23 protein-coding genes and 2 tRNA genes are annotated in these 18,969 nt (G+C 60.5%); 9 read left to right on the top strand and 16 right to left on the bottom strand.

Annotated features, from left to right (window positions below; translation table 11 throughout):
- The first annotated feature begins 82 nt into the window (after window positions 1-82).
- A complete protein-coding gene (locus QM588_RS05205; RefSeq protein ID WP_057473278.1) occupies window positions 83-508 on the top strand; it encodes a MarR family winged helix-turn-helix transcriptional regulator in 426 nt (141 codons plus the stop codon).
- 7 nt (window positions 509-515) lie between these two features.
- Here the strand turns inward: QM588_RS05205 and QM588_RS05200 are convergent, their stop codons facing one another.
- Window positions 516-2,429 (bottom strand): cytochrome c oxidase assembly protein, encoded by a 1,914-nt coding sequence (locus QM588_RS05200; RefSeq protein ID WP_442972873.1) that lies wholly within the window; start codon window positions 2,427-2,429, stop codon window positions 516-518.
- A gap of 209 nt (window positions 2,430-2,638) precedes the next feature.
- On the bottom strand, window positions 2,639-3,796 hold the full coding sequence (locus tag QM588_RS05195) for an XdhC family protein (RefSeq protein WP_283312030.1): 1,158 nt from the start codon (window positions 3,794-3,796) through the stop codon (window positions 2,639-2,641).
- 287 nt (window positions 3,797-4,083) lie between these two features.
- Between QM588_RS05195 and QM588_RS05190 the strand changes: the two genes are divergently transcribed.
- From QM588_RS05190 to QM588_RS05160, 7 genes are all read left to right on the top strand, one after another.
- Window positions 4,084-4,156: transfer RNA gene (locus QM588_RS05190), tRNA-Arg, on the top strand.
- Window positions 4,157-4,477: 321 nt separating this feature from the next.
- Window positions 4,478-4,720, top strand: coding sequence for a hypothetical protein (locus QM588_RS05185; protein ID WP_283312029.1), 243 nt, complete (start codon window positions 4,478-4,480; stop codon window positions 4,718-4,720).
- A 511-nt stretch (window positions 4,721-5,231) separates the two neighbouring features.
- A complete protein-coding gene (locus QM588_RS05180; RefSeq protein WP_283312028.1) occupies window positions 5,232-5,468 on the top strand; it encodes a hypothetical protein in 237 nt (78 codons plus the stop codon).
- Window positions 5,469-5,575: 107 nt separating this feature from the next.
- On the top strand, window positions 5,576-6,100 hold the full coding sequence (locus tag QM588_RS05175; RefSeq protein WP_283312026.1) for a hypothetical protein: 525 nt from the start codon (window positions 5,576-5,578) through the stop codon (window positions 6,098-6,100).
- A 105-nt stretch (window positions 6,101-6,205) separates the two neighbouring features.
- Complete coding sequence (locus QM588_RS05170; RefSeq protein ID WP_283312025.1) at window positions 6,206-7,021, top strand: DUF6414 family protein; 816 nt, start codon at window positions 6,206-6,208, stop codon at window positions 7,019-7,021.
- An 843-nt stretch (window positions 7,022-7,864) separates the two neighbouring features.
- Entirely contained in the window at window positions 7,865-8,125 is a 261-nt protein-coding gene (locus tag QM588_RS05165; RefSeq protein WP_283312024.1) for a hypothetical protein, read from the top strand.
- 67 nt (window positions 8,126-8,192) lie between these two features.
- Window positions 8,193-8,396: a hypothetical protein gene (locus QM588_RS05160; RefSeq protein WP_283312023.1), complete on the top strand. Its 204-nt coding sequence runs from the start codon at window positions 8,193-8,195 to the stop codon at window positions 8,394-8,396.
- A gap of 450 nt (window positions 8,397-8,846) precedes the next feature.
- On the opposite strand, the gene QM588_RS05155 is transcribed toward QM588_RS05160, so the two are convergent.
- From QM588_RS05155 to QM588_RS05095, 14 genes are all read right to left on the bottom strand, one after another.
- The gene (locus QM588_RS05155; RefSeq protein WP_283312022.1) at window positions 8,847-9,350 is read right to left on the bottom strand and encodes a hypothetical protein; all 504 of its coding nucleotides are present in this window, start codon (window positions 9,348-9,350) and stop codon (window positions 8,847-8,849) included.
- 315 nt (window positions 9,351-9,665) lie between these two features.
- Window positions 9,666-10,688, bottom strand: a complete 1,023-nt coding sequence (locus QM588_RS05150) for a hypothetical protein (RefSeq protein ID WP_283312021.1) — start codon at window positions 10,686-10,688, stop codon at window positions 9,666-9,668.
- 672 nt (window positions 10,689-11,360) lie between these two features.
- A complete protein-coding gene (locus tag QM588_RS05145; protein ID WP_283312019.1) occupies window positions 11,361-11,813 on the bottom strand; it encodes a hypothetical protein in 453 nt (150 codons plus the stop codon).
- A gap of 802 nt (window positions 11,814-12,615) precedes the next feature.
- The gene (locus tag QM588_RS05140; protein ID WP_283312018.1) at window positions 12,616-13,239 is read right to left on the bottom strand and encodes a hypothetical protein; all 624 of its coding nucleotides are present in this window, start codon (window positions 13,237-13,239) and stop codon (window positions 12,616-12,618) included.
- A gap of 17 nt (window positions 13,240-13,256) precedes the next feature.
- Window positions 13,257-13,670 (bottom strand): hypothetical protein, encoded by a 414-nt coding sequence (locus QM588_RS05135; RefSeq protein ID WP_283312017.1) that lies wholly within the window; start codon window positions 13,668-13,670, stop codon window positions 13,257-13,259.
- Window positions 13,663-13,860, bottom strand: coding sequence for a hypothetical protein (locus tag QM588_RS05130; RefSeq protein WP_283312016.1), 198 nt, complete (start codon window positions 13,858-13,860; stop codon window positions 13,663-13,665). The genes QM588_RS05135 and QM588_RS05130 overlap by 8 nt, the downstream gene beginning before the upstream one ends.
- Window positions 13,861-14,011: 151 nt before the next feature.
- Window positions 14,012-14,188, bottom strand: coding sequence for a hypothetical protein (locus QM588_RS05125; RefSeq protein WP_283312014.1), 177 nt, complete (start codon window positions 14,186-14,188; stop codon window positions 14,012-14,014).
- A 131-nt stretch (window positions 14,189-14,319) separates the two neighbouring features.
- Window positions 14,320-14,484: a hypothetical protein gene (locus QM588_RS05120; protein WP_283312012.1), complete on the bottom strand. Its 165-nt coding sequence runs from the start codon at window positions 14,482-14,484 to the stop codon at window positions 14,320-14,322.
- Window positions 14,481-15,122 (bottom strand): hypothetical protein, encoded by a 642-nt coding sequence (locus tag QM588_RS05115; RefSeq protein ID WP_283312011.1) that lies wholly within the window; start codon window positions 15,120-15,122, stop codon window positions 14,481-14,483. Before QM588_RS05115 ends, QM588_RS05120 begins: the two co-directional genes overlap by 4 nt.
- A 200-nt stretch (window positions 15,123-15,322) precedes the next feature.
- Entirely contained in the window at window positions 15,323-15,541 is a 219-nt protein-coding gene (locus QM588_RS25790; protein ID WP_442972869.1) for a helix-turn-helix domain-containing protein, read from the bottom strand.
- A 407-nt stretch (window positions 15,542-15,948) separates the two neighbouring features.
- Complete coding sequence (locus tag QM588_RS05110; RefSeq protein WP_283312009.1) at window positions 15,949-16,851, bottom strand: hypothetical protein; 903 nt, start codon at window positions 16,849-16,851, stop codon at window positions 15,949-15,951.
- The gene (locus QM588_RS05105) at window positions 16,826-17,041 is read right to left on the bottom strand and encodes a hypothetical protein (RefSeq protein ID WP_283312008.1); all 216 of its coding nucleotides are present in this window, start codon (window positions 17,039-17,041) and stop codon (window positions 16,826-16,828) included. The genes QM588_RS05110 and QM588_RS05105 overlap by 26 nt, the downstream gene beginning before the upstream one ends.
- Complete coding sequence (locus QM588_RS05100; RefSeq protein WP_283312007.1) at window positions 17,041-17,340, bottom strand: hypothetical protein; 300 nt, start codon at window positions 17,338-17,340, stop codon at window positions 17,041-17,043. Before QM588_RS05100 ends, QM588_RS05105 begins: the two co-directional genes overlap by 1 nt.
- 255 nt (window positions 17,341-17,595) lie before the next feature.
- On the bottom strand, window positions 17,596-18,702 hold the full coding sequence (locus tag QM588_RS05095; RefSeq protein ID WP_283312005.1) for a tyrosine-type recombinase/integrase: 1,107 nt from the start codon (window positions 18,700-18,702) through the stop codon (window positions 17,596-17,598).
- A 122-nt stretch (window positions 18,703-18,824) separates the two neighbouring features.
- Here QM588_RS05095 and QM588_RS05090 point away from each other — a divergent pair.
- A tRNA-Arg gene (locus QM588_RS05090) sits at window positions 18,825-18,936 on the top strand.
- Window positions 18,937-18,969: the final 33 nt, after the last annotated feature.

Raw genomic sequence — 18,969 nt, 5'->3', positions numbered from 1 at the left:
GTAGACCTCCGTGGTAGCTGAAGTAATATGCAGAGGTTACCTCACTATGAGGTTGCGAGCAAGCCTCGCTATGATCCGTCCTATGGACACCGGACACTCGCCCAACCTGAGCGATTCGTTCATGGCCGTTGCCCGAAGAATTCGGCGAAGCCACATGACTGCGCTGGAACCGTTCGGACTCAACCCGTCGCAGAGCAGGGCCATGCACGTCTTGGCCCGCGAACGAGAATCGGTCCGATTGCGTGATCTGGCCGAGCACCTCCGCATCGTCGCGCGATCGGCCACCGACATCGTCGACTCACTCGAAGCGGCAGAACTGGTGACGCGAGCGCCGGACCCGAGTGATCGACGCGCAGTTCTGGTCGAGCTGACCGACGCAGGCCGCGCCCTGCTCGACCGCGTCGACGAGGCACGACGTCAGGTGTCCGCGGACATGTTCGACGGCCTCGAGCCGGCCGAACGCACCGAGCTCGACCGACTTCTGCACAAGATCGCCGGCAGCGACTGAAACGACGCTACTGCCCGCCGTCGCGATCGCGACGAGCCAGCTCGGCGAACATCGCGTTGTGCGCGGCCAGGTCGGCGTCGTGGTCACGCTCGGCTGCTCTGTCGCCGCGCCTGGCGTCGCGATCGTCGCTGCGAGACCACTGAATCAGCAGTGCGAGCATGACCAGCACGAGAGGCACCTCACCGGTTGCCCACGCGATGCCGCCGCCGAGCTTCTGGTCCCCCAGTAGGTCGGAGTTCCAGTCGAGGCCGAGCGTGCGGTAGAACCAGGCACCCATGACGGTGTTCATGCTCATCAGCGCCACACCGAAGAACGCGTGGAACGGCAGTGAGCCGAACACCACGGCGAGTTTGGTGACCGGGGCAATCTTGCGCGGAGACGGATCGACGCCGATGACGGTCCAGTAGAACAGGTATCCGCTGAGCACGAAGTGCAGGTTCATCAACAGATGAGCTCCGTGACTGTCCAGTACGGCCCCGAAGATTCCGCCGAGGTAGAGCACGTAGAAGCCGCCCACGAAGATCAGCGCCGCGACGAGCGGGTGGGTGACGAACTGCGAAAGTCGACTGTGCAGGCCCATCAGCAGCCACTCGCGCATCCCCGGGACGCCGTCCTTGCCCGCTGCGGGCAGGACACGCAACGCCAATGTCAGTGCACCGCCGAGCGCGAGCAGAACCGGCGCGAGCATCGACAGCATCATGTGTCCGGTCATGTGCACGCTGAACACTGCCGTGGAATAGCGTCCGATGCCCGAAGACGTACTGATCAGCAGTGTGAGGCAGCCCAGGACCCAGGCGACGGTGCGACCGACGGGCCACGCGTCGCCGCGCAGTCGCAGCCGACGGACCCCGATCAGATACACCACGGCCATCACGATCGCGGCGGTGCCGAAGATCAGGTCGAAGCGCCAGTCGAAAGCCATACGAGCGAACGTCGGCGGTCCGCTGAGGTCGTATCCGAGCGCGGCCTCGGTCGGCGTCAGGTTCGGGTCGATCTCGGCGGGCGGTGGTGTTCGCCCGAGGCCGACGGCCAGACCGACGGTCGCGGCGAGAACGAGCACCTCGGCCCCGGCGAACCGGAGCAGCGGTCCACGGGCGGTGGGATCGGCGATCAGTGCGGGCAGAGCGCGGCGCCGCTGCATCCAGCCGAATCCGCCGAGCACGATCAACGCGAGAATCTTGCCCACGATCAGCAGGCCGTACGTCGTGGTGAACAGGTCGGCGAGGGACACCCGAACCAGGGCGTTGATGACTCCGCTGATGCCCATGACGACGAAGCAGACGCCGGCGATCGTGGAGAACCGCCGAGCAGCGACGTCGGTGTGCGCGCCGCGTCTGCGGACATGTGCAAGCAGTGCGAACAGCCCGCCCGCCCACAACGACGCGGCACCGAGGTGCAGGATCAGCGAGTTGGTCGCGATGTCGTGCGATCCGCCCGCCGAGGAGTGACCACTGAGCGCAATGGGCAGCAGAGTGGCCAGCGAGAATCCGAGCAGCGCAGGCGTCCAGGACCACCGCAGTACAGTCCGCGAGGCAACGGCGACCACGACGGCCATGATGGCCGTCCACCGCCATGCACTGGCGATCTCCACCTGATCCAGCGCGATCCACAGATTCGCCGGCTTCACGGCCTCGGCGAACGGCTGGCCGGAGGTGTCGGACAGCGTCAACGGCACGAGGAGAAGCGCACATACGGCCCAGACGATGGATGCGACCGAGCCGGTGCGAACCGCCCGGTAACCGTCCACGTCGAGGACGCCGTTCTTCTGCGGCGGAACCAGGAACGCCGCCAGCAGGAACGAGCCGACCGCGATGACCGCTGCGATCTCACCGATCGCACGCAGGGCGGGCAGTCCGTAGGTGGTGGCCGGGCCGGGATCAGGTATACCGAGCAGGACCAACGCGTCCGACGCGGACAGCATGACGATCAGGGCAGCGACGACACCGGCGATGACGCCGGCAGTGACGAACACCGACGTGGTTGTCGAGCGGGGATCTGCACTGCCCGTACCCTCGTCCGACCGCACATCGCCGGTGGAGTCCCCGGCGTGCGACGGGTCGGTCTTGTCGAGATCCGGTGTGGCCATACCACCAGAGTAAGAGGTGTTCGGCAGTAGTCGAAACGCGAGTCCTACACAGCGTCGTACTTTGCACCGTCTTCGGCGTCCAGCGAGTCGTGGTGGATGCGTCCGTGCTGCTGCCGGAGAGGCGTGCCGCTCCCGCCCCATCTCTGGGCGATGATCTCCGCCGCAATGGACACCGCGGTCTCCTGCGGCGTGCGTGCACCCAGGTCGAGTCCGATCGGGCTCGACAATCGCGCGAGTTCGGTCTCGGTCACTCCTGCCGCCCGTAACCGGGCGATGCGGTCGTCATGGGTTCGACGCGAGCCCATTGCTCCGACGAAGGCCAGGGCCGGAATCCGCAACGCCACTTCGAGCAGCGGCACATCGAACTTCGGGTCGTGAGTCAACACACAGACCACGGTCCGTTCGTCCAACTCCCCCGCCGCCCACTGTTGGTTCAGGTAGTCGTGCGGCCACGCGACCACCACCTGCTCGGCAGCAGGAAAGCGCTGCGGGGTCGCAAAGACGGAACGGGCGTCACAGACGGTGACGCGGTAGCCCAGAAACGCACCCTGCTGCGCAACCGCCGCAGCGAAGTCGATGGCACCGAACACGAGCATTCTCGGCGACGGCGCATGACTGGACACGAACACCTGCATTCCCTGACCGCGGCGCTGGCCGTCGGTTCCGTACGTCAGAACAGCCGAACGACCCGCTGCGAGTAGCCCTTTCGCGTCGTCGGCAACGGCCGCGTCCGCCCGCGAGCTGCCGAGGGAACCGCGAATACCCGACTCCGTCAGAACTGCTCTCCGACCGACCCGTGTTGCGTCGGCATGAGCGATCACGGTAGCCACTGCCACCGGGTCGTTGCGGCGCACGTTCGCCACGACGTCGCCGAACTCGGGAAAGGTGTGCTTCGACACCGCCTGCACGAACACGTCCAGCGTTCCCCCGCACGTGAGCCCGACTGCGAATGCGTCGTCGTCCGACACCCCGTATCGAGTGAGTATCGGGGTGCCGGACTGCATCACGTCCTGCGCCGACTCGTACACGGCACCCTCGACGCAGCCGCCGGACACCGAACCGGCGACCGCACCGTCCTGGCCGACCATCATCGACGCACCCACAGGACGCGGCGCGGAGTCGAACGTCCGCACGACCGTTGCCACCGCGACCGCGTCGCCGGTCTGCCAGGCGTGCAGCAGCTCGTCCAGAATGTCGTGCATCGAACCTCCTTCGGTGCCGGCCGGAACGTCTACGACATCACAGGCTTCCCACTGCACAGCTCCCTCAACCCATGCCGGTGTCGCCGCCGTAGGCGGAAAGGTACACTCGTCAACCGTGCTCAAGCGGGCCTGTCCGCGCGTGCCAGCCTCCGTAGCTCAGGGGATAGAGCAAGGGCCTTCTAAAGCCTTCGCATAGCGGAGCAACCAGCGCAAACACTTTCTCCCTGGGGCAAAGCAAGGGCAACGTTTCGGCCCTAACTCCTGCGTCCGTTACGATCACCCGTGCCGCCTCCGTAGCTCAGGGGATAGAGCATCGGCCTTCTAATCCGACGGTCGCAGGTTCGAATCCTGCCGGGGGCACAAGTCGGGTGGCACTCAGCAACACGAGTGCCACCCGCGCTCATGTCCTCACCATCCTCGCTGGCCTCAGCATCTACCCTGCGTTCGTCGGCATCTGCCACGTAGCTCTCGCGCTCGGCTGGCACGCATGAACAATCCCGAACGAGTAGAGCTCTTCTGCGCATCGTGCCGCGCCTTCCTGGTGACCGTGACCGCTCCGACACCACCCGTACCCGTCACCTGCACCATCTGCAAAACCCGATAACCCGCAAGGGGGTCAGTTCTCACTGGCCCCCCTATTTGTCGTGCCCGCGCACTCCCCCGAACGAAAGCGAACACCAAATGTCGAACTGCACCAACCATTTCTCCGAAACCATCACACAGCCTGAGGGCGACCCCATCGTTGTCGAAGTTTCCACATGGCACGACGCCGGCAACGTGTCCCGGTTGTATGTGGACGCAGGTGAAGAACTCACCGCGACCACCGCACGCGCGCTCCTACACAGTGTCGCCCGCGCCGTCACGGTGCTGGAAGACCTTGAGGGCGAACTGGACCCGCGCCTGAACGGCCTGCTCAGCCTTTAGCCCGTCACACCAGACCCTTCGCGCTAGTCGCTCCACGTCGTTCTCAGGCACGCCCGACGTTAACCAGCTGCCCCCGTTGCATGTGCTGACAATCCTGCGTTCCGGGGCGTGGGAGCTTCACCGCCGACTGATCCCCGACAGTGAGGTCACCTGACAGCCGCTCACGCACTCAAGCGTGAGCGGCTAAAAGGCATGGGATGAGTGGTCAGCGGGCAACACTGGGGCACCCCGCACTGGGGCATCAAGACACAGGGCGAAGCTCCGTCTGGTGAAGCACCGCCGCCGTAGGTGCCCGTTCCGGCCAAAGCCCCCGAGAGTGTCACTTATGACCCTCCGTCTACTCATTGAGCTGCGGTGATGACGACACAATCGTTCGAAAGGCGTTTAGCGCGTTGATGTTTACTGCGAATGACCCATACCGTTTCACCCAATCCGCTCCACCCAACAACACGAAAGGCACCACCATGACAACAACACCGCAGCACCCACCTACGAAATCTCGGGGCAGTACATGGGATCGATAGGAACCGATGGGGGGCAGCACTTCATCGTCACAGTCGGTGCCGATGCACTCGTCAACCTCGCAACTCTCAGCGCCAAGCTGGAAGACATCAACCTGGTGCGAATCGACCTCCAGGACATCGTTCGCGTTTCAGGCGATGACCCACGGCTCGACCTGACAACTGCGGAAGCAAAGGAACTGATCGAGATTCTCAACAAGTCGGTAGCAGCAATCGAAGCCGCCTGAGTCGTCACACCTAGTCACGGACAGCGCGATGCCTCCGCCTACCGATCTGGACGGGCATTCGCGTTCGGTCTGTTCATGTTGTCGGACCCACTCAATAAAGTCGACTCATGGAAATCGACAGCAAGACCCTGAACCAGCCCAACGACTCATGGGACGTATTGGGATACCTCGCCCCGCGAGCCCTCCGCGCCGCCCTGTACTCCCTCACGGGCGGAAGCGAAGTTCTGAGCATCCACGTCGACCTCGCGTACAAATCCAACGGTCCGACAACATGGGCAGGGGCACTGCTGCTGCCGCACGCCCTTGTCGTGGCGACGGCGGTCGGCAAATCATCCGGTGATCGGCCTTGGAACTATCGCCAAGAAACCAGCTTCCCGTTGGCAGGCAACGAAACCCCCCGAGTCACGGCGGAACACATCGGCTTTGACCAGATCAAGTCCGTAGGAATCACAGCATTGCAGGCGTGGGATACAGACCCCGGCTGCCTCGATACGGTCACTGAGTGGGAGGTCACGACCACCACCGACCCGATTGTGTTCCCACTCGTTAAGCGAGATGAAGCCGCACGTGTGCCTGGTTGCGATGAGTTCGTGCAAGCTCTGCTGGTGCAGATGCGCGAAAGCGCCCAGTAGGTCTGATCGTTGCAGCGATCAGCGGCTTTTGTCGGTGCCCACTGCTAGCGTCGCTCACAAAACCAACCAGACTCGTTGATTCACCGAGACGAACCGAGGGCCACGATGCAACTGTTCCGATCACCTAAGTATCTAAATACCGATGAACTCGTACCACTCGCGAACTACCACGATATCGACGTTATGACGGACGTTGAGTTTACCCAGCGAGACAGCTCCGAACGCGCTAAAGGCGCGGGTGGAAAGATCAGTGTTCCGATACCCGGCAGTCCCTCACTCGAAGCAAACGCATCCAAAGGTAGTTCGACCGAAGTGACGCAGAGCCGAAAAATCTCTGATCACCCGTCTGGTGCTCTGAATCGGCTCATCGACACGCTAGAGGAACGGCGCTCACTTGAGACGAACGCTAGTCTCGGTCGCAAACGCCAACTAGTCGAGCTTGAACGTGAGTGGGAAATTTCGCCGGCAACTGACGTGGCCAACATCTTCTCGGCGATGATTCGCGGCTTGGGGGAAAATCCGGCTATGTTTGACGGGCCAAGCGTTCCCAACGAGTTCATCGGAAGCTTCCTTAACCAGGATAAACCGACTGGACCCGTTGTCCTTGACTCGAAAGCGACTAGCGACCACCCGCGAGCGATTGCCCTGCTCAACCCCGCGCACTTAGTCAAGGGTTACACGGTGGACGACCTCGAAGGTGAGGTTGCCGTTTTCGGCCAGGTCGAGTCGTTCAAGGGCGAGGATCAGACATACTCGTTAGATAAGTTTTTTCTGTCCGGCGTAAACAGAGCTGCACGCAGAGCTTTCCAGATCGAAGAGTTGTTGGAGAACGCACACAAGATCATGGGTCGGACAGTCTCCATGGACGAAGTGGTTCTCACCGGACCTCTGTTAGTCGTGAAGGCAATAGCGGTGTACTAAGCCCTCTTTTGCGCAAACGCAGACTGACCGACACGCACCCCCCCAAGCGTCGGAGGACTACCAATCCCTCTGCTAGAGAGTAGGTCTCAGGTTCCCCTACCGGTTGCGCCACTAACGCCATGGCCGCATCCTGGCTGCCGTGACCGCATGGTTGACAACCCGCGAGGTAGCAGAGCACGCAAGGTGTCACACGCAGACCGTGCTGTTGGCAGCACGCGCGGGCGAACTTCGGTTACCAGCGCTGCGCTCCGCACGGGTCGTGGCGATTCAAGGTCGAGGACGTTGAGAGTTGGATGACCGGCGCACGCTAGAATCGGGCGTGTGCGATAGGAAGGCGACGACCATGCAGAGGCCCCTCAACGTCCCGGCGTTACTCGCTTACCTCGGGATCATGCTTGGCATCGTGTCGGCCTACCTGGCCGGCAACACGGTCATCCTGGCGTGTTTCGTGGTTCTGGTTTCGTTCACTCTCGCGGTTTCTGTCCGCAGGCGGCACGCCGCCCAACTTGAGGGATAGCCGCAAACCTCTGGTGAGCCTGCCCGACTACTGCCGAGTTCCCTTGCGCACTTGATACACTCGCGCTTTGGAGAACCCAGTCGCCTCAGCGATGGCCTCCCAGTGCAACCCCGCGTCGAATGCAGCCGCCACGGATTCCCTTGTGCGAGCGTCTACCTCAGCGATTTTCGCTTCGAGTTCCGCGCGTTCCGCTCTCTGATTCCGCAGGTCGTCCAGTGTTCCCATGCAGGTCAGTCTAGCGGGCTGGAAAGAGTTGCGGCCATGGGTTGCACTGAGCGAGTCTAGCGCGCTAGTCTCGTATCACACCAAGAACCTCGGGAGACGAAATGACCACCACCGCAACGCCACTCGCCATCGCTACCACCACCCTCGCTCTTTACCCCACTACCGACTCCGGCGACTTCGCAGAGTTCACCTTCACCGGCAACGGCACGGACGAACACGACGCGTTCAGCTACCTGTACGACTTCGCCGTAGCGAACAACATGAGCTTGCGCCACGATCCCGAATCGGACGCCACCATGACCGGCTACTACGTCGAACGCCACAGTGACGGCGTGCAGGTCTTCGCCGCGATCATCAAGTAGCCCAACCAGGGGGCGGGTGATCGGCCCGCCCCCAGTCGCCCGCACAGCCACCAGAACGGACCCGCTCATGTACACAGTGCTTGCCCACCCACTGACCGCAGACGGTGTGGAGACAGAGGGGGAGAATTACGCCACCGAATCGGAAGCCCTGGCCGAACTGGTCAACTGGCTCATAGCCGAAAGCTGGACCGCTGAACCCGACCCGGCAGGCGGCTTGATTGCAGTCGAGGACGGCGTGAGCGTGTACCGGCTCACCATCGAGATTCGGTAGTCGTAACGCAGAAAAGGCCCCCGCCCTCCTTTGGAGAGCGGGGGCTAAACCCGGTTGACCTCGTGTAATTCCGGCATATGTCCAGACAACCCTTACGATTAGCACTACCTACCTCGCCGGGGTCTCGATCGGATTTACGCCGATGGGAGCCCGGAAGGGAGGTGATGGACTGTGCCGAAGACAAGCCAAAATGGGAAGACCCTGGTCAGGGTGGCGGAGATAGCAAAGCTACTCATCCAACTAACCAGGGCCTTGATTGAAGCGGCTCAGTTGTTTTAACAACTGATGGTCCATCGGGCGGGACGCTGTTGGCGCAGCGTCTCGTCCACTTTCAATGTAACCGACCACGGTCACTGACCTGCACGTTACCCGCAGAGCGCGTAACTGCGCAATTGTGGGCTATGGCCCAGCTGCTCGTACAGCATTCGCCTACCCTCAACCGAGGGCAGGTCAGAGGCCGAACGATCCTGAAGGTAAGCAAACGGAGCCCGTGCAGCCTGATTCCGGCGTTCCCGGCTCGACCGGCAGTTCGGGTTCCACCGACTCAGGCACGACGAGAATTGTGGGCGCAACGCCATCCGGGTCGTAGTTCGTCGACCCCTCGTAGATTCCGTTCTCCTGGAAGCAGGTCCAATCGATCACGTAGGTACCGTCAGGTACGTCCGTGTCAATTAGCGTGAGAGTAGGCGTTGAAGAACCGAAGAGAATGTCGTCGTCGTACAGTGGAATCCCTGAATCAGTGCCAAATGTAAAGTCACCCATCGCGCACCCCATCAAGCGGTCGCCTTCCGGGGCTTTGAAGACGCCGGTCACCGTATTGCTGCCGTTCTCGTTGACGGTAGTGGTGAACACGGCTGTGGTGCCGCCGGCTACGGCCCAAGCCGGCGCTGCAACCGACAATGCGAGTGGTATCGCGGTTGCGGCGGCGAGCACGGCGGTTGCGGTCTTGCGCATGGTTGCTGCTTTAGGTTGCGTGGTTCCCGACCACCGGGTCTGATGTTGCCATAGGTCGGCGCGGCCAGGTGGACTAAACCTCGGAATACGACCACGGGTCACGCGGGCTTGCTGCCTTCAATCCCCATTGCATACCTGATTGACGCACGCGTTTGACAAGCTAGTCGCCTCTGCGGTCATCAGCCAAGGTAGACCTTTGCCGCATGTAGCTGTCACGATTGCCCTGTAATGGTGCCGATCCCAGCGACTTCGCTTCGAGTTCCGCGCGTTTCGCTCTTTGAAGATGAAGGCTGTCCGAATCAGACCAAAATAGATTCAGGATTTGCTGGGAGCCTGAGGTGCCATCAGCGTCGTACGCCCAAGTTTGATTAGAATCTGACAAATAATGTCGATCGCTTGCGACTCGAAATTCTTAGCACCGTCGGCCGCCCATTTGGTATCCGAGGCGTACGCAGCTCGCAGTGCTGGCAGCACGACGGACCAAATATGCTCAGCGAGCCAAAAACCAGCGTCTTCGTCCGGAAGGTCTGGTGGCGAGTCGTACATACTGTCTTTCTTTATCGCAAAACCACCATCGCGAAACAAGTCAAGCAGTAGATAATTACCAATTCCAGTCTGACTTACCGCCACTTTCGCTGGGCCAAATTCACGGCGACCAATTGCAACTGCAGCAGCTAATTCAATCCGCTCTAACGCAGTCTCTTCAGTGAACTTTGTACCACCGGAATCGCCTGACGTGTCGAGGGAAGTCATTGATGATACACCCAATCCGCCACCCAAATCCGGTGTCGCCTGGGTCCTATGTAATAGCCACTTGAAAAAATCGGGATTGAGCGCTTCCGGCAGGCTGTCAGTCTCTATGCTACCAATCCCGCTACTATTTCGAATGAGATCAGCCAATGGCCCGAAAACGTGACTCTTAAGTATCTTTGTATCCCGAATGCTTATCAATCCAGTTGCGGAAGATTCGCCCTCTTCCGCCTCAAAAAGGATTACATCCGCAGCGCTTAAGGTGTGCGACACACGCCAATCGTCCCGGCCGGATTCGAACCTAAGCGCTTTGGGTTCAAGCGTGTGCCAGTAATAACGGAGCCGCAGACGGCGCGGAAGGTAGTTCGTTGGTTCGAGCACCGACGGGTGTGCGACCTTCAACCGTGCGGGTACTTGATTCCCGACGTAGTCGGCTTCGTCCCTGGTGCTGCCCCACCCTTTGCCGCCAGCCTCGGCTGGTTCAGGATACGAGGCTGCAGCTGCGGCGTCCGCGATGGCATCCAAAGAATGTGACGACTTGAAGCGTACAGGTGTCAACTGCACGCGGCCTTTGGACAGAACGCCCACTAGGTGCTCCTCACGGTGAAACCGTCGACGTTAGACTCGATCTTGATGAGACGGTATACCAGGGTGCGCCATGCATTGGGTGACGACACATCTATATGGCAGTCAAGTTCTATCGGAACTCGCGACGCGCCCGTACAGCCGAGCGAGATTTCACACCCATATTGCCGCCCCTTGTGGAACCCTGGCAGCCTGAACAACACCCCATCGCTCGATACTGTCGCTTCGGGATACACAACCTGCCCGGTGTATGTCACCCGACTCGGGGGTGACAACGCGATGTTGCATTTAACATCCGACCCGCGCGCGACTAGATGAACAATAAATCCAAGAATCGAGCGTCCGCGACAAGCGACTACCAGCTTCATCCCGCGGTCGGACGTCGAAACAAAGTCGATGACAGGGCACCTGCTGGGGTTGTCCCACGAGTCCAATGACCACGAAACCAGAATTCGAGGCCGCCCGACAGTAAATTCAAGCATCACCGCCGCGGTGAGACCAGACAGGAGTGCGATGGCAAGTGTTGAGATGACCTCGCCGGGCAGCCCGCCCGGCTTCACCTCTCCTACTGCAGCCGAGTACAGACCATCCCCCAGCAGGTATATCGCAACCGATACAGAGAATTTTACGGCTTCGAGCAACCATCCGACGAACGTGTGACCGGAGCCTGAACTGTCACTCATTAAATCTCGCGGAGTTTAAAATATTTGCGAAATTTTCTCCAGTTTGATAGTCTGAGGCGTTGAGCACGCCTTTTTGGCGAACGCTAATACGCATGATGGGGTTGTTCTCGTTGATGAAGTCAATCCCGGCGATGTAAAACCCACTAAGCTCGTTCCATAGATAGTTGGTAATCGCGAGCTCGTCAGCTCTGCGAATTAGCCGAAGTAGGACGCCTTGCTCTTCTTCGTATGTATCACTGTCCAGTGCAGTGAAAGTACGGTCGACCAGGCTTAGACGGGCAGGGATGAACGACACGCCTCGAAGGAGGATTGCGATCTTTACAAGGTCTTGGGAACCCAACAGCACTGGCAATGTGGCACCGCGTGCAAATGTCGCGGGTGCGTCAGCCTGCGGGTTTTTGACAACCGCATAGTGCTGTGCCCGCACTAGTTGGAGTGTTGTCATTTCCGAATCTTTGCATGTGGTCCCGACAAGACGGTCGCTCCAAGCCCCTCAAATGTGTCGATCATCACAGATAGGCCGAACCTTTCGCTGTCGCCTGAGCGACGGCCTTCCGGGCCGGGTCGCCATGAGTCCCGCAGACGGTTTCGACCCGGCGCTCCACCCGAATGGTAGTCGCCCGGTGCGTGCGCGTCACCGTTTCCATCCGTCTCCTTCTCTTGCTTCGTGCTGTGGCCCCGTGGCGAGCAACGGTCCATGTCTAGAACCCATTTCGCGTGAGTTATTCGGTTGGAGGAAATGTGCTCGGGGGTATACGGGAAGCAAAGCCTGAGGGGCTTCCGCAGGGTCGAGAGGGGGTCACCCCCCACCCCTTGAGCGCAACGCTGAGCCCCGTTTGGGTGGCTCGTGACCTTGCGGGTGGGTCGGCGTGTGGGTGTAGTTGGAGACGATCTGAGGGCGTGTTCGTAGCCCTGGTTCTGCCTACGGTTGGTACGACGATTTGTCTGCGTTTCGTGCATCACGTCGTGGCTGGACTCGTGGGCCTGTGTCGCCGCGTGCTTTGCGTCGGTCGGCTAGCTGGTCCAGCCCCGTGGGCGCTGTCTTCACTGGTGGCTTGTGGACTTCGAGTTCCCCGAGCACGTGCACGAATTGGCGTGAGAGTGAGGCAAGCTCGCGTGCTGACCCGGTATCAACGATGGTTCGTGCCAAGAGATCACGCAGCGCCGTCAACGTGGCCGCTGTGTCCCCTGATGCAGCGGCCTCTACTAGCCCTTGCGGCTTTGGTTTGGTTGCCATCAGTCGCCGCTCACTTCCGTGCCCACATGCGCAAGCTTGCTGTATCGGTTGCACCGTCTGCGCCGCTACGGAACTGGCTCGGGACGCTCACCCTGAACACCGTCGCCACGGTCAGCTTGTTGCCGCCTGGGATTGCCCGGTAGGCGTCCAGCTTCGCCTTGGTGCCCGGTGCCGCCTTCTCAACCTCGCCCAGTACTGAGTCCCACCCCTTGCGGTGGGCTTGCATTGTGAGTGCTCGGACCATTGATTCGTCACCGGAGTAGCGGGCACGGTCGATCTGATCGCGGGCGTCATCCTCGGTGGTGATCTTTTCCGCGCGGTCCAGGGCGTCACGATGGGACAGCAACGACGCGGAGTCGCCTGAGGTAGGACCAAACAGGCGTCTGCCGGCAGTCACGCTGGCCTTGTCGGTCTCGGCCTCGAACCTAGCCCGGTAACCGTCCATAGCCGCCTGATTTTCCTGGTACGCCTTGGCAAGCTCGATCTTCTTACCGTCTTCGCTGAGACGTGTATCGGCTTCGATATCGCGGATCGCTTCGAGGTGGGATGCCTTGAGTGCCGCCACCCCAGCCATATCGACGTACGGTGCGTAGTCCGCTGCGAGGCGGGCGCTGGTGGATTCTGATTCGGTCATCGTGGTTCTTTCGTGTGTCAGGAGTTTCGGAGAGCTTGGGCGGCGCGTTCCCTGCCGCTCAGCGTCGGCATGTAGCCGCCTGCGAGTCCGCTTCGGGATTGGCGCGCGGGTCCGGTTCGCGTCGGCTGCGCCTTCTGCCATTCCTTCAACGTCTCCGCGTGGGCCTCTAGCTCGGCGCGGTCATTGCCGGCCAGCACCCCGGCAGGCAACCCGTTCTCACGGGCTACCTCGGCTTTGAGCTGAGACAGCAACAGTCGATCCCGCTCGGTCGCGGTAGCAGTCAGCGTGTTCTTCGTGGTTTCGAGTTCGAGCTGTGCCGCTTCGAGGTCACGCCGCAACGTCTCCATTTCGGGATTGACCTCGGGTTCGGTGAGCTGTTTGTCAAGATCGGTCACCACCGGCTCGACCTCGGTTTCGATCAGGTCACTCAACTTCGCCACCGCCGATCAGGACGTGTGCCGCAGCGGCCAGGCGGTCAGTGAGCGTGTCCACGTCTTCGACATTGGAATCGAGGTCTTCGGCAAGCTCTTGGTAGCAGCTCAGCAGTAGTTCGAGGCGGGATTCGAGAACGGTCACCTTTTCGGCCAGCTCGGCGGTGGTGAGTTCAGTAAGGTCGGTCATTGTTTTCGTCCTTCGGGTTGGTGGGTGCGTCGGTTCCGACGCTGGTGGTGGTTTGACTCCGGTACGCAATCCGTTGCCCGTTTTCGATGATTGCGCCGCCGTATTTGCGGGGCCGGAAAGGCTTATTGGTGAACCGTTCAGAATTCATTCACTATTCCTCTAAAAGATTGTCGATCAATTCGACAAGCCGCTCGAACTCAGCGACCGAAACCGCGATATTCAGTCGCCCGTTGTCGACCATGCGCGTAGTTTCATTTCCTGGACTCACGTCCCATTCATGGGTCTGGCCGTAATTGCCGTCAACCGCATCCTGCATTGCGTCCGCCATACGGCGAAGCTTGCCGGGAGTGTAGGTACCATTAGTCCAGTTGCACCCTTGAAAGATTGCAAAGCGTCTACCGCTGGTGCTCGTGCCGGGATTTCGATGCGTCCTGGCAATGCTCCACCTGCCTCTGGGGCTCATTCTTTGGCCTCACCGAGTTCGGCTAGCGCGTAGGTGAATCTGAGCCACCCGCCGTCACGGATAGAGGCGTTCACCTGTCCGTTGTAGGCTTTCAGGTCGCCGCGCTTAACGGCGTGCACGGCCGCTACGGCGCGTTGCCAATCTTTCTCGCTAATTCTCATTGCAGTCTCAAATCGTCGTGAATAGTCAACGGAAAACCGCTAGCTTCATTGTTTGGCATAAGCAGGCCAACGAAATGGTCTCCGATGGTGATTCGCATTGGGCCGTCTTTGGCGTCCGCGAACTCGATCAGCATTGCGTTCGCCTTGTCTCGTGCGGGCTTGCGGAAGTCGGCCAAATAGGACGCATTAGTTTTGGCGTGCGTTCGGACGTTGCCGTACGTGTAGCGCTGGAACAGGGCGCGCCAGTCGGGCCAGTCGTCTGCTATGGCTGTTGCTGCGGTGAAGCTTGACGCGGGCAGTTCGACCACCAGGCCGATTCCGACTGCGCTCAGCTCGACTACAGCGGATTTGCGTGCGTGGAGTGTGCGTAGCGCTGAGCGGGCGACCTTGACCGCTGCCCGCAGCGATTGCAGTTCAGGGCTCGCGAGGACGAACGGTGCGTGTTCGCGTCCTCCCTCGAATTCGGCTTCGATTCGGGATACGCAAAGCCGGAACCGATCGGTCGATACCGCGATGAGGTGGTCACCGCTGCGCTCGAACAGAACGCCGGAGATGGGTAATGACGCATCGGGAGACGTGAAGGTGGCGGCTTCCTCGATCAGCGTTTGCAAGTCGAGCAGCTTGAGGCGGATTGTCATTTGGCGGCTCCTGCGCGAAAGAGGGCAGTGATTCGGCTGCGTCGTTCTTCGGTGAGCGGTGGTGCCGTGTCGACTATGGATTCGATGTGGGTTCGCATTTCGTCTGTGAGCGGCTTTTCTAGCGTGGTTGTCACACGTTCCTCTTTCGGGCATGAAAAAAGCCCCCAGTGTTTAACTGAGGGCTTGCAATCGGCATTCTGTTATTCAGTAGGTGGTCGCCCAGGGCTCTGATGCAACCTCATCGCCTGCGCCGCCGCGCATTCACGAACACTGTCCTTTTCGTACAGAATCAGACCGCGAATACCGACCTGCCGGAATGCGTTCACTTGTCCGCGTTGCCGCCACACTCGTAGTGTGCGCGGGCTACGGTTTACCAGCTCGGCGGCTTCACGTTCCGTGACCCAACGAACTAAGTCCATCTGTTCCACCTCCTCGGCAGATAAAGCGCTGCCAAGTTGGCAGAGGTTTTCGAGCAAAAGTTAGAGGTGAGGTTGGAGCGCCCATGGGAACGGGGGGTGAACGCTCAACAACCTCACATCATCAACAGTACCCACCCGAGCGGCAGTGACGTTTTGGGTTCAGAACAACGTCAGATCGTTCACCGGGTCACCAGCGACACGCCCCCTGCCGGGGCCGGCAACAACGGGACGATCCCTGTACCGCCGCGCCGCCTCCCGCTGAGCGACCCTCAAACTGGCTCGTTCGTAGACGATTCGACCGCCACGCTTGCCTGTACGTACCAACCCCAAGCGCGACCAATCTCGGAGCGTGCGACCACTCCGACTCGTGAGCCGTTCCGCGTCGTATCTATCCAGCCAAACCGCCATCAGTCGGCCTGATAGACGCCTCGACGGACAGCGGTCAGAGCGGGACGCACAGCCTCCCGCTCAACCCACGACCGCAGAACACTTTCCTTACGATTCACGGTAGGGTCGCGTTCTACACTGAGGGCTTTCCTGGCGACTTCGATTGTCGGGACATTTTTGAGGTCGGCTGTGGCGCGTATATCCGCCCCTACCCAGTTCGGAACTTGCGTCAATGCATCGAACGGGCGGGGTTCGCTGGCTGGCCTACGCACCCACCTGTCGACCATCGGCAGGTACTTCCAACCGGCCTCGGCTAGTTCGTCTAGTTCATCTTTCGAGAGGGTCGTGACGGGTCGGGACTTTAGTTCGTCTATTCGTCCACAACCGCCTTGGGCAGGTTCGTGCATAGGTTCTTCGGTCCTGGGGGTAGGGGGTTCTTCTTTAGTCTTCTCTTGTTCTTCTATGTACTGCACATTCTGCACTCCGCTGACTGCGCATTCTGCACTTTCGGACTGCACATTCTGCACTCCGGTTGACGCGACGTTTGCCACGATGGGTGCGGATAGTGCGGCCCGCTCGGCTGCCGCGAACACTGTTTGTGACACGTGATAGACCGTGTTCACTACCTTGCCTCCGCGCCCAATCACGGGCTGCTTGACCAAGTAGCCGGATGCCTCGGCATCATTAATCCCACCGTTCACCGTCCGTCCGTTCATCTCCATAGTGCTGGCCATGTGCTTCTTTTGTGGCTTGTATCCATCCGTTTGGGACAGCAGGTAGCCCACGATCTTGGCACCCCTAGGCGAGAGGGTGGAGCGCAGAAAGTTGTTCCAAACCTTCACGTATCCCGATTCCCCCGGTAGTGGCAGTCCGTGGCGCTTGACCTCGAAAATTCGTTCAGTCGTCTTGCGTGGTTCCGGCATCGTTGCGGGTTTCCTCTTCGTGAGTAGTGAGCGCGTCGTAAATCTGGTCGGCCAGCGCGCGCAAAGCTTTAGGGGATAGGTCAAGCCGCACGTAGCGGCCACTGTCCTGTAATCGGGCAATGTGGAACTTGTAGGCGGTTCTGCGTCCAGGCCGAACCACCGTCTTTCGTGTGATAGTGATTTCGGCCATCAGGACGCCACCAACTCAGCGATCCGCTGACGACGGGCAAGCTGCACGCGGAAGTCGTCACGGTCAAGCCGCCAGTAGTTGCGCACGCACCACTCGTGAACTGGCATGCCGTCCCATTCGTCTGCCGTTGCGTCCATTGCCTGACGCACGATCCATCCATCGGTGTAGCCGGGTCGCCTGATCCACCGTTCGAACGCGCCTACGTAGACGTATCCGCGCTCGGCAAGGTCTCTCAAATCTTCGCCGGTCAGGGCGAGGATTGGGCGCTGACGGAGTTGTTCTAGCCTGTCTGTGGGCACCACGTTTCCTAACGTGCGTAATTGCCCCAGCGCGGACAAACGCCAGGGTCGAGAATTTGAAGCGGAAGTTGCGACTTTTGCGTCGTCGGGTAACGACCTAGATCGTTTATCGAACACAGGTTCGACCTGGAGTGCGAGATTACGGCTCCATGGACGCGCAAGCAAGGCCGCTGACTGCGTAATTTTGCACTCGAACACGTTGTTGCAGTTCAGCAGTGACGGTGAGTGTCAATACTGACACCGCGCACTTGCACGCTAATTGAGCGCGTCCCGAACCTGGTTCCACTGAGCCTGCGCCAAATGCGCATAACGCTGAGTAGTCAACAACGACGCATGACCAAGCAACTTCGATACCTGCTCCAAGGACACACCCGCCCGCAATAGGCGGCTCGCATACGTGTGCCTCAAATCGTGAACGCGAACGTGCCCCACAGTCCTGCGCGCCTTGCCCTTACCGACCCAAGCGACACGGCACGCAGCTTCAAAGCGCTTCGAGAAATTAGAGCCATCCGGCGGGCGCGAATCCGAATGCGCCAACACCAACCCCGAACGGACGCGCCGGCCCTCCCGGTAAGGCAACGGAGCTGGCACACCCCAACCCGAATCTTCAACCCTGCGTGACAGCTCGGCAGCAAGTGCGTCACCGATAGGAACCGAACGCCGCTGGTGATCCTTCGGCGGCTTCATCTCCCCCGTCTCACGGCTGTACGCCCACTCCACGCTGATAACCGTCCGAGCGAGGTCCACATGCTCCCAGTGAAGCCCGACAGCCTCACCCCAACGCAGGCCAGTTCCAACCAACACGTCCATCACGAACCTGTCGGCAGCATCAAGCGGTGCGCGGACAGCCTCGACCTCATCCGCTTCAAGGAACCTGTCAGGCGTAGGCCCAATCCTCGGCAACGAAATATCGGAACACGGGTTACGCGCGATCAGCTCTGCGTTCACTGCTGCTCGCAAAGAACCCGACAACAGTCGATAGAGCTTCTGCACAGTCGACGGCGACAGACCCTTACCGCCATCGACTTTCGGTATGCCAAGTTCGACAACCCACCGCTGCACATCGTCACGCGTGATCTGCCCCAGCGGCACATTGCCCCACCGTGGGCGCACATGGACCCGTAGTTTCGATTCCTCGGTGACTCTCGTGGACTTCTCCACCGTCCGAGTTTCGTGCCACTGGGGTTCCCAGTCGCCCCACTTCATTGCCGAACTTGCCGGTTGGTTCGACAAGGCGGCCTTGTGCGCTGCGGATACTGCGTCGGTCTTGCGGGGGAATGTGCCGGCCGACTTCTTTCGGCCAGCACCGTCCCGGTAGACGGCACGCCAGCGTCCAGACTCAAGCTGCTCGGCCCACGGCATGGACTCATCGTAGGCGTTTGTGGGGCAAACTGTCTAAAAACTGGGGCAAAACTGGGGCAAGGGCGATTCTGATCCGCTCCCAACCGTTCCGATCCGTTTCTATCGAGGACTCCGTAGATGTTGCCTGTACAGCGGTTATTTCCTGACGGTTGACGCTCAACCAGCGCCTATGTTAGGAATACGTGTATGGGACTTCTAATCCCTTGGTCGCAGGTTCGAATCCTGCCGGGGGCACCCTCTGACCAGCGCTGACGCCGGCCGACCCGC

Source organism: Rhodococcus sp. IEGM 1354, assembly GCF_030056855.1.
GTDB lineage: Bacteria > Actinomycetota > Actinomycetes > Mycobacteriales > Mycobacteriaceae > Rhodococcoides.
The sequence above is the reverse complement of the archived record's forward strand: the minus strand, read 5'-3'. Positions and strand labels throughout refer to the sequence as shown.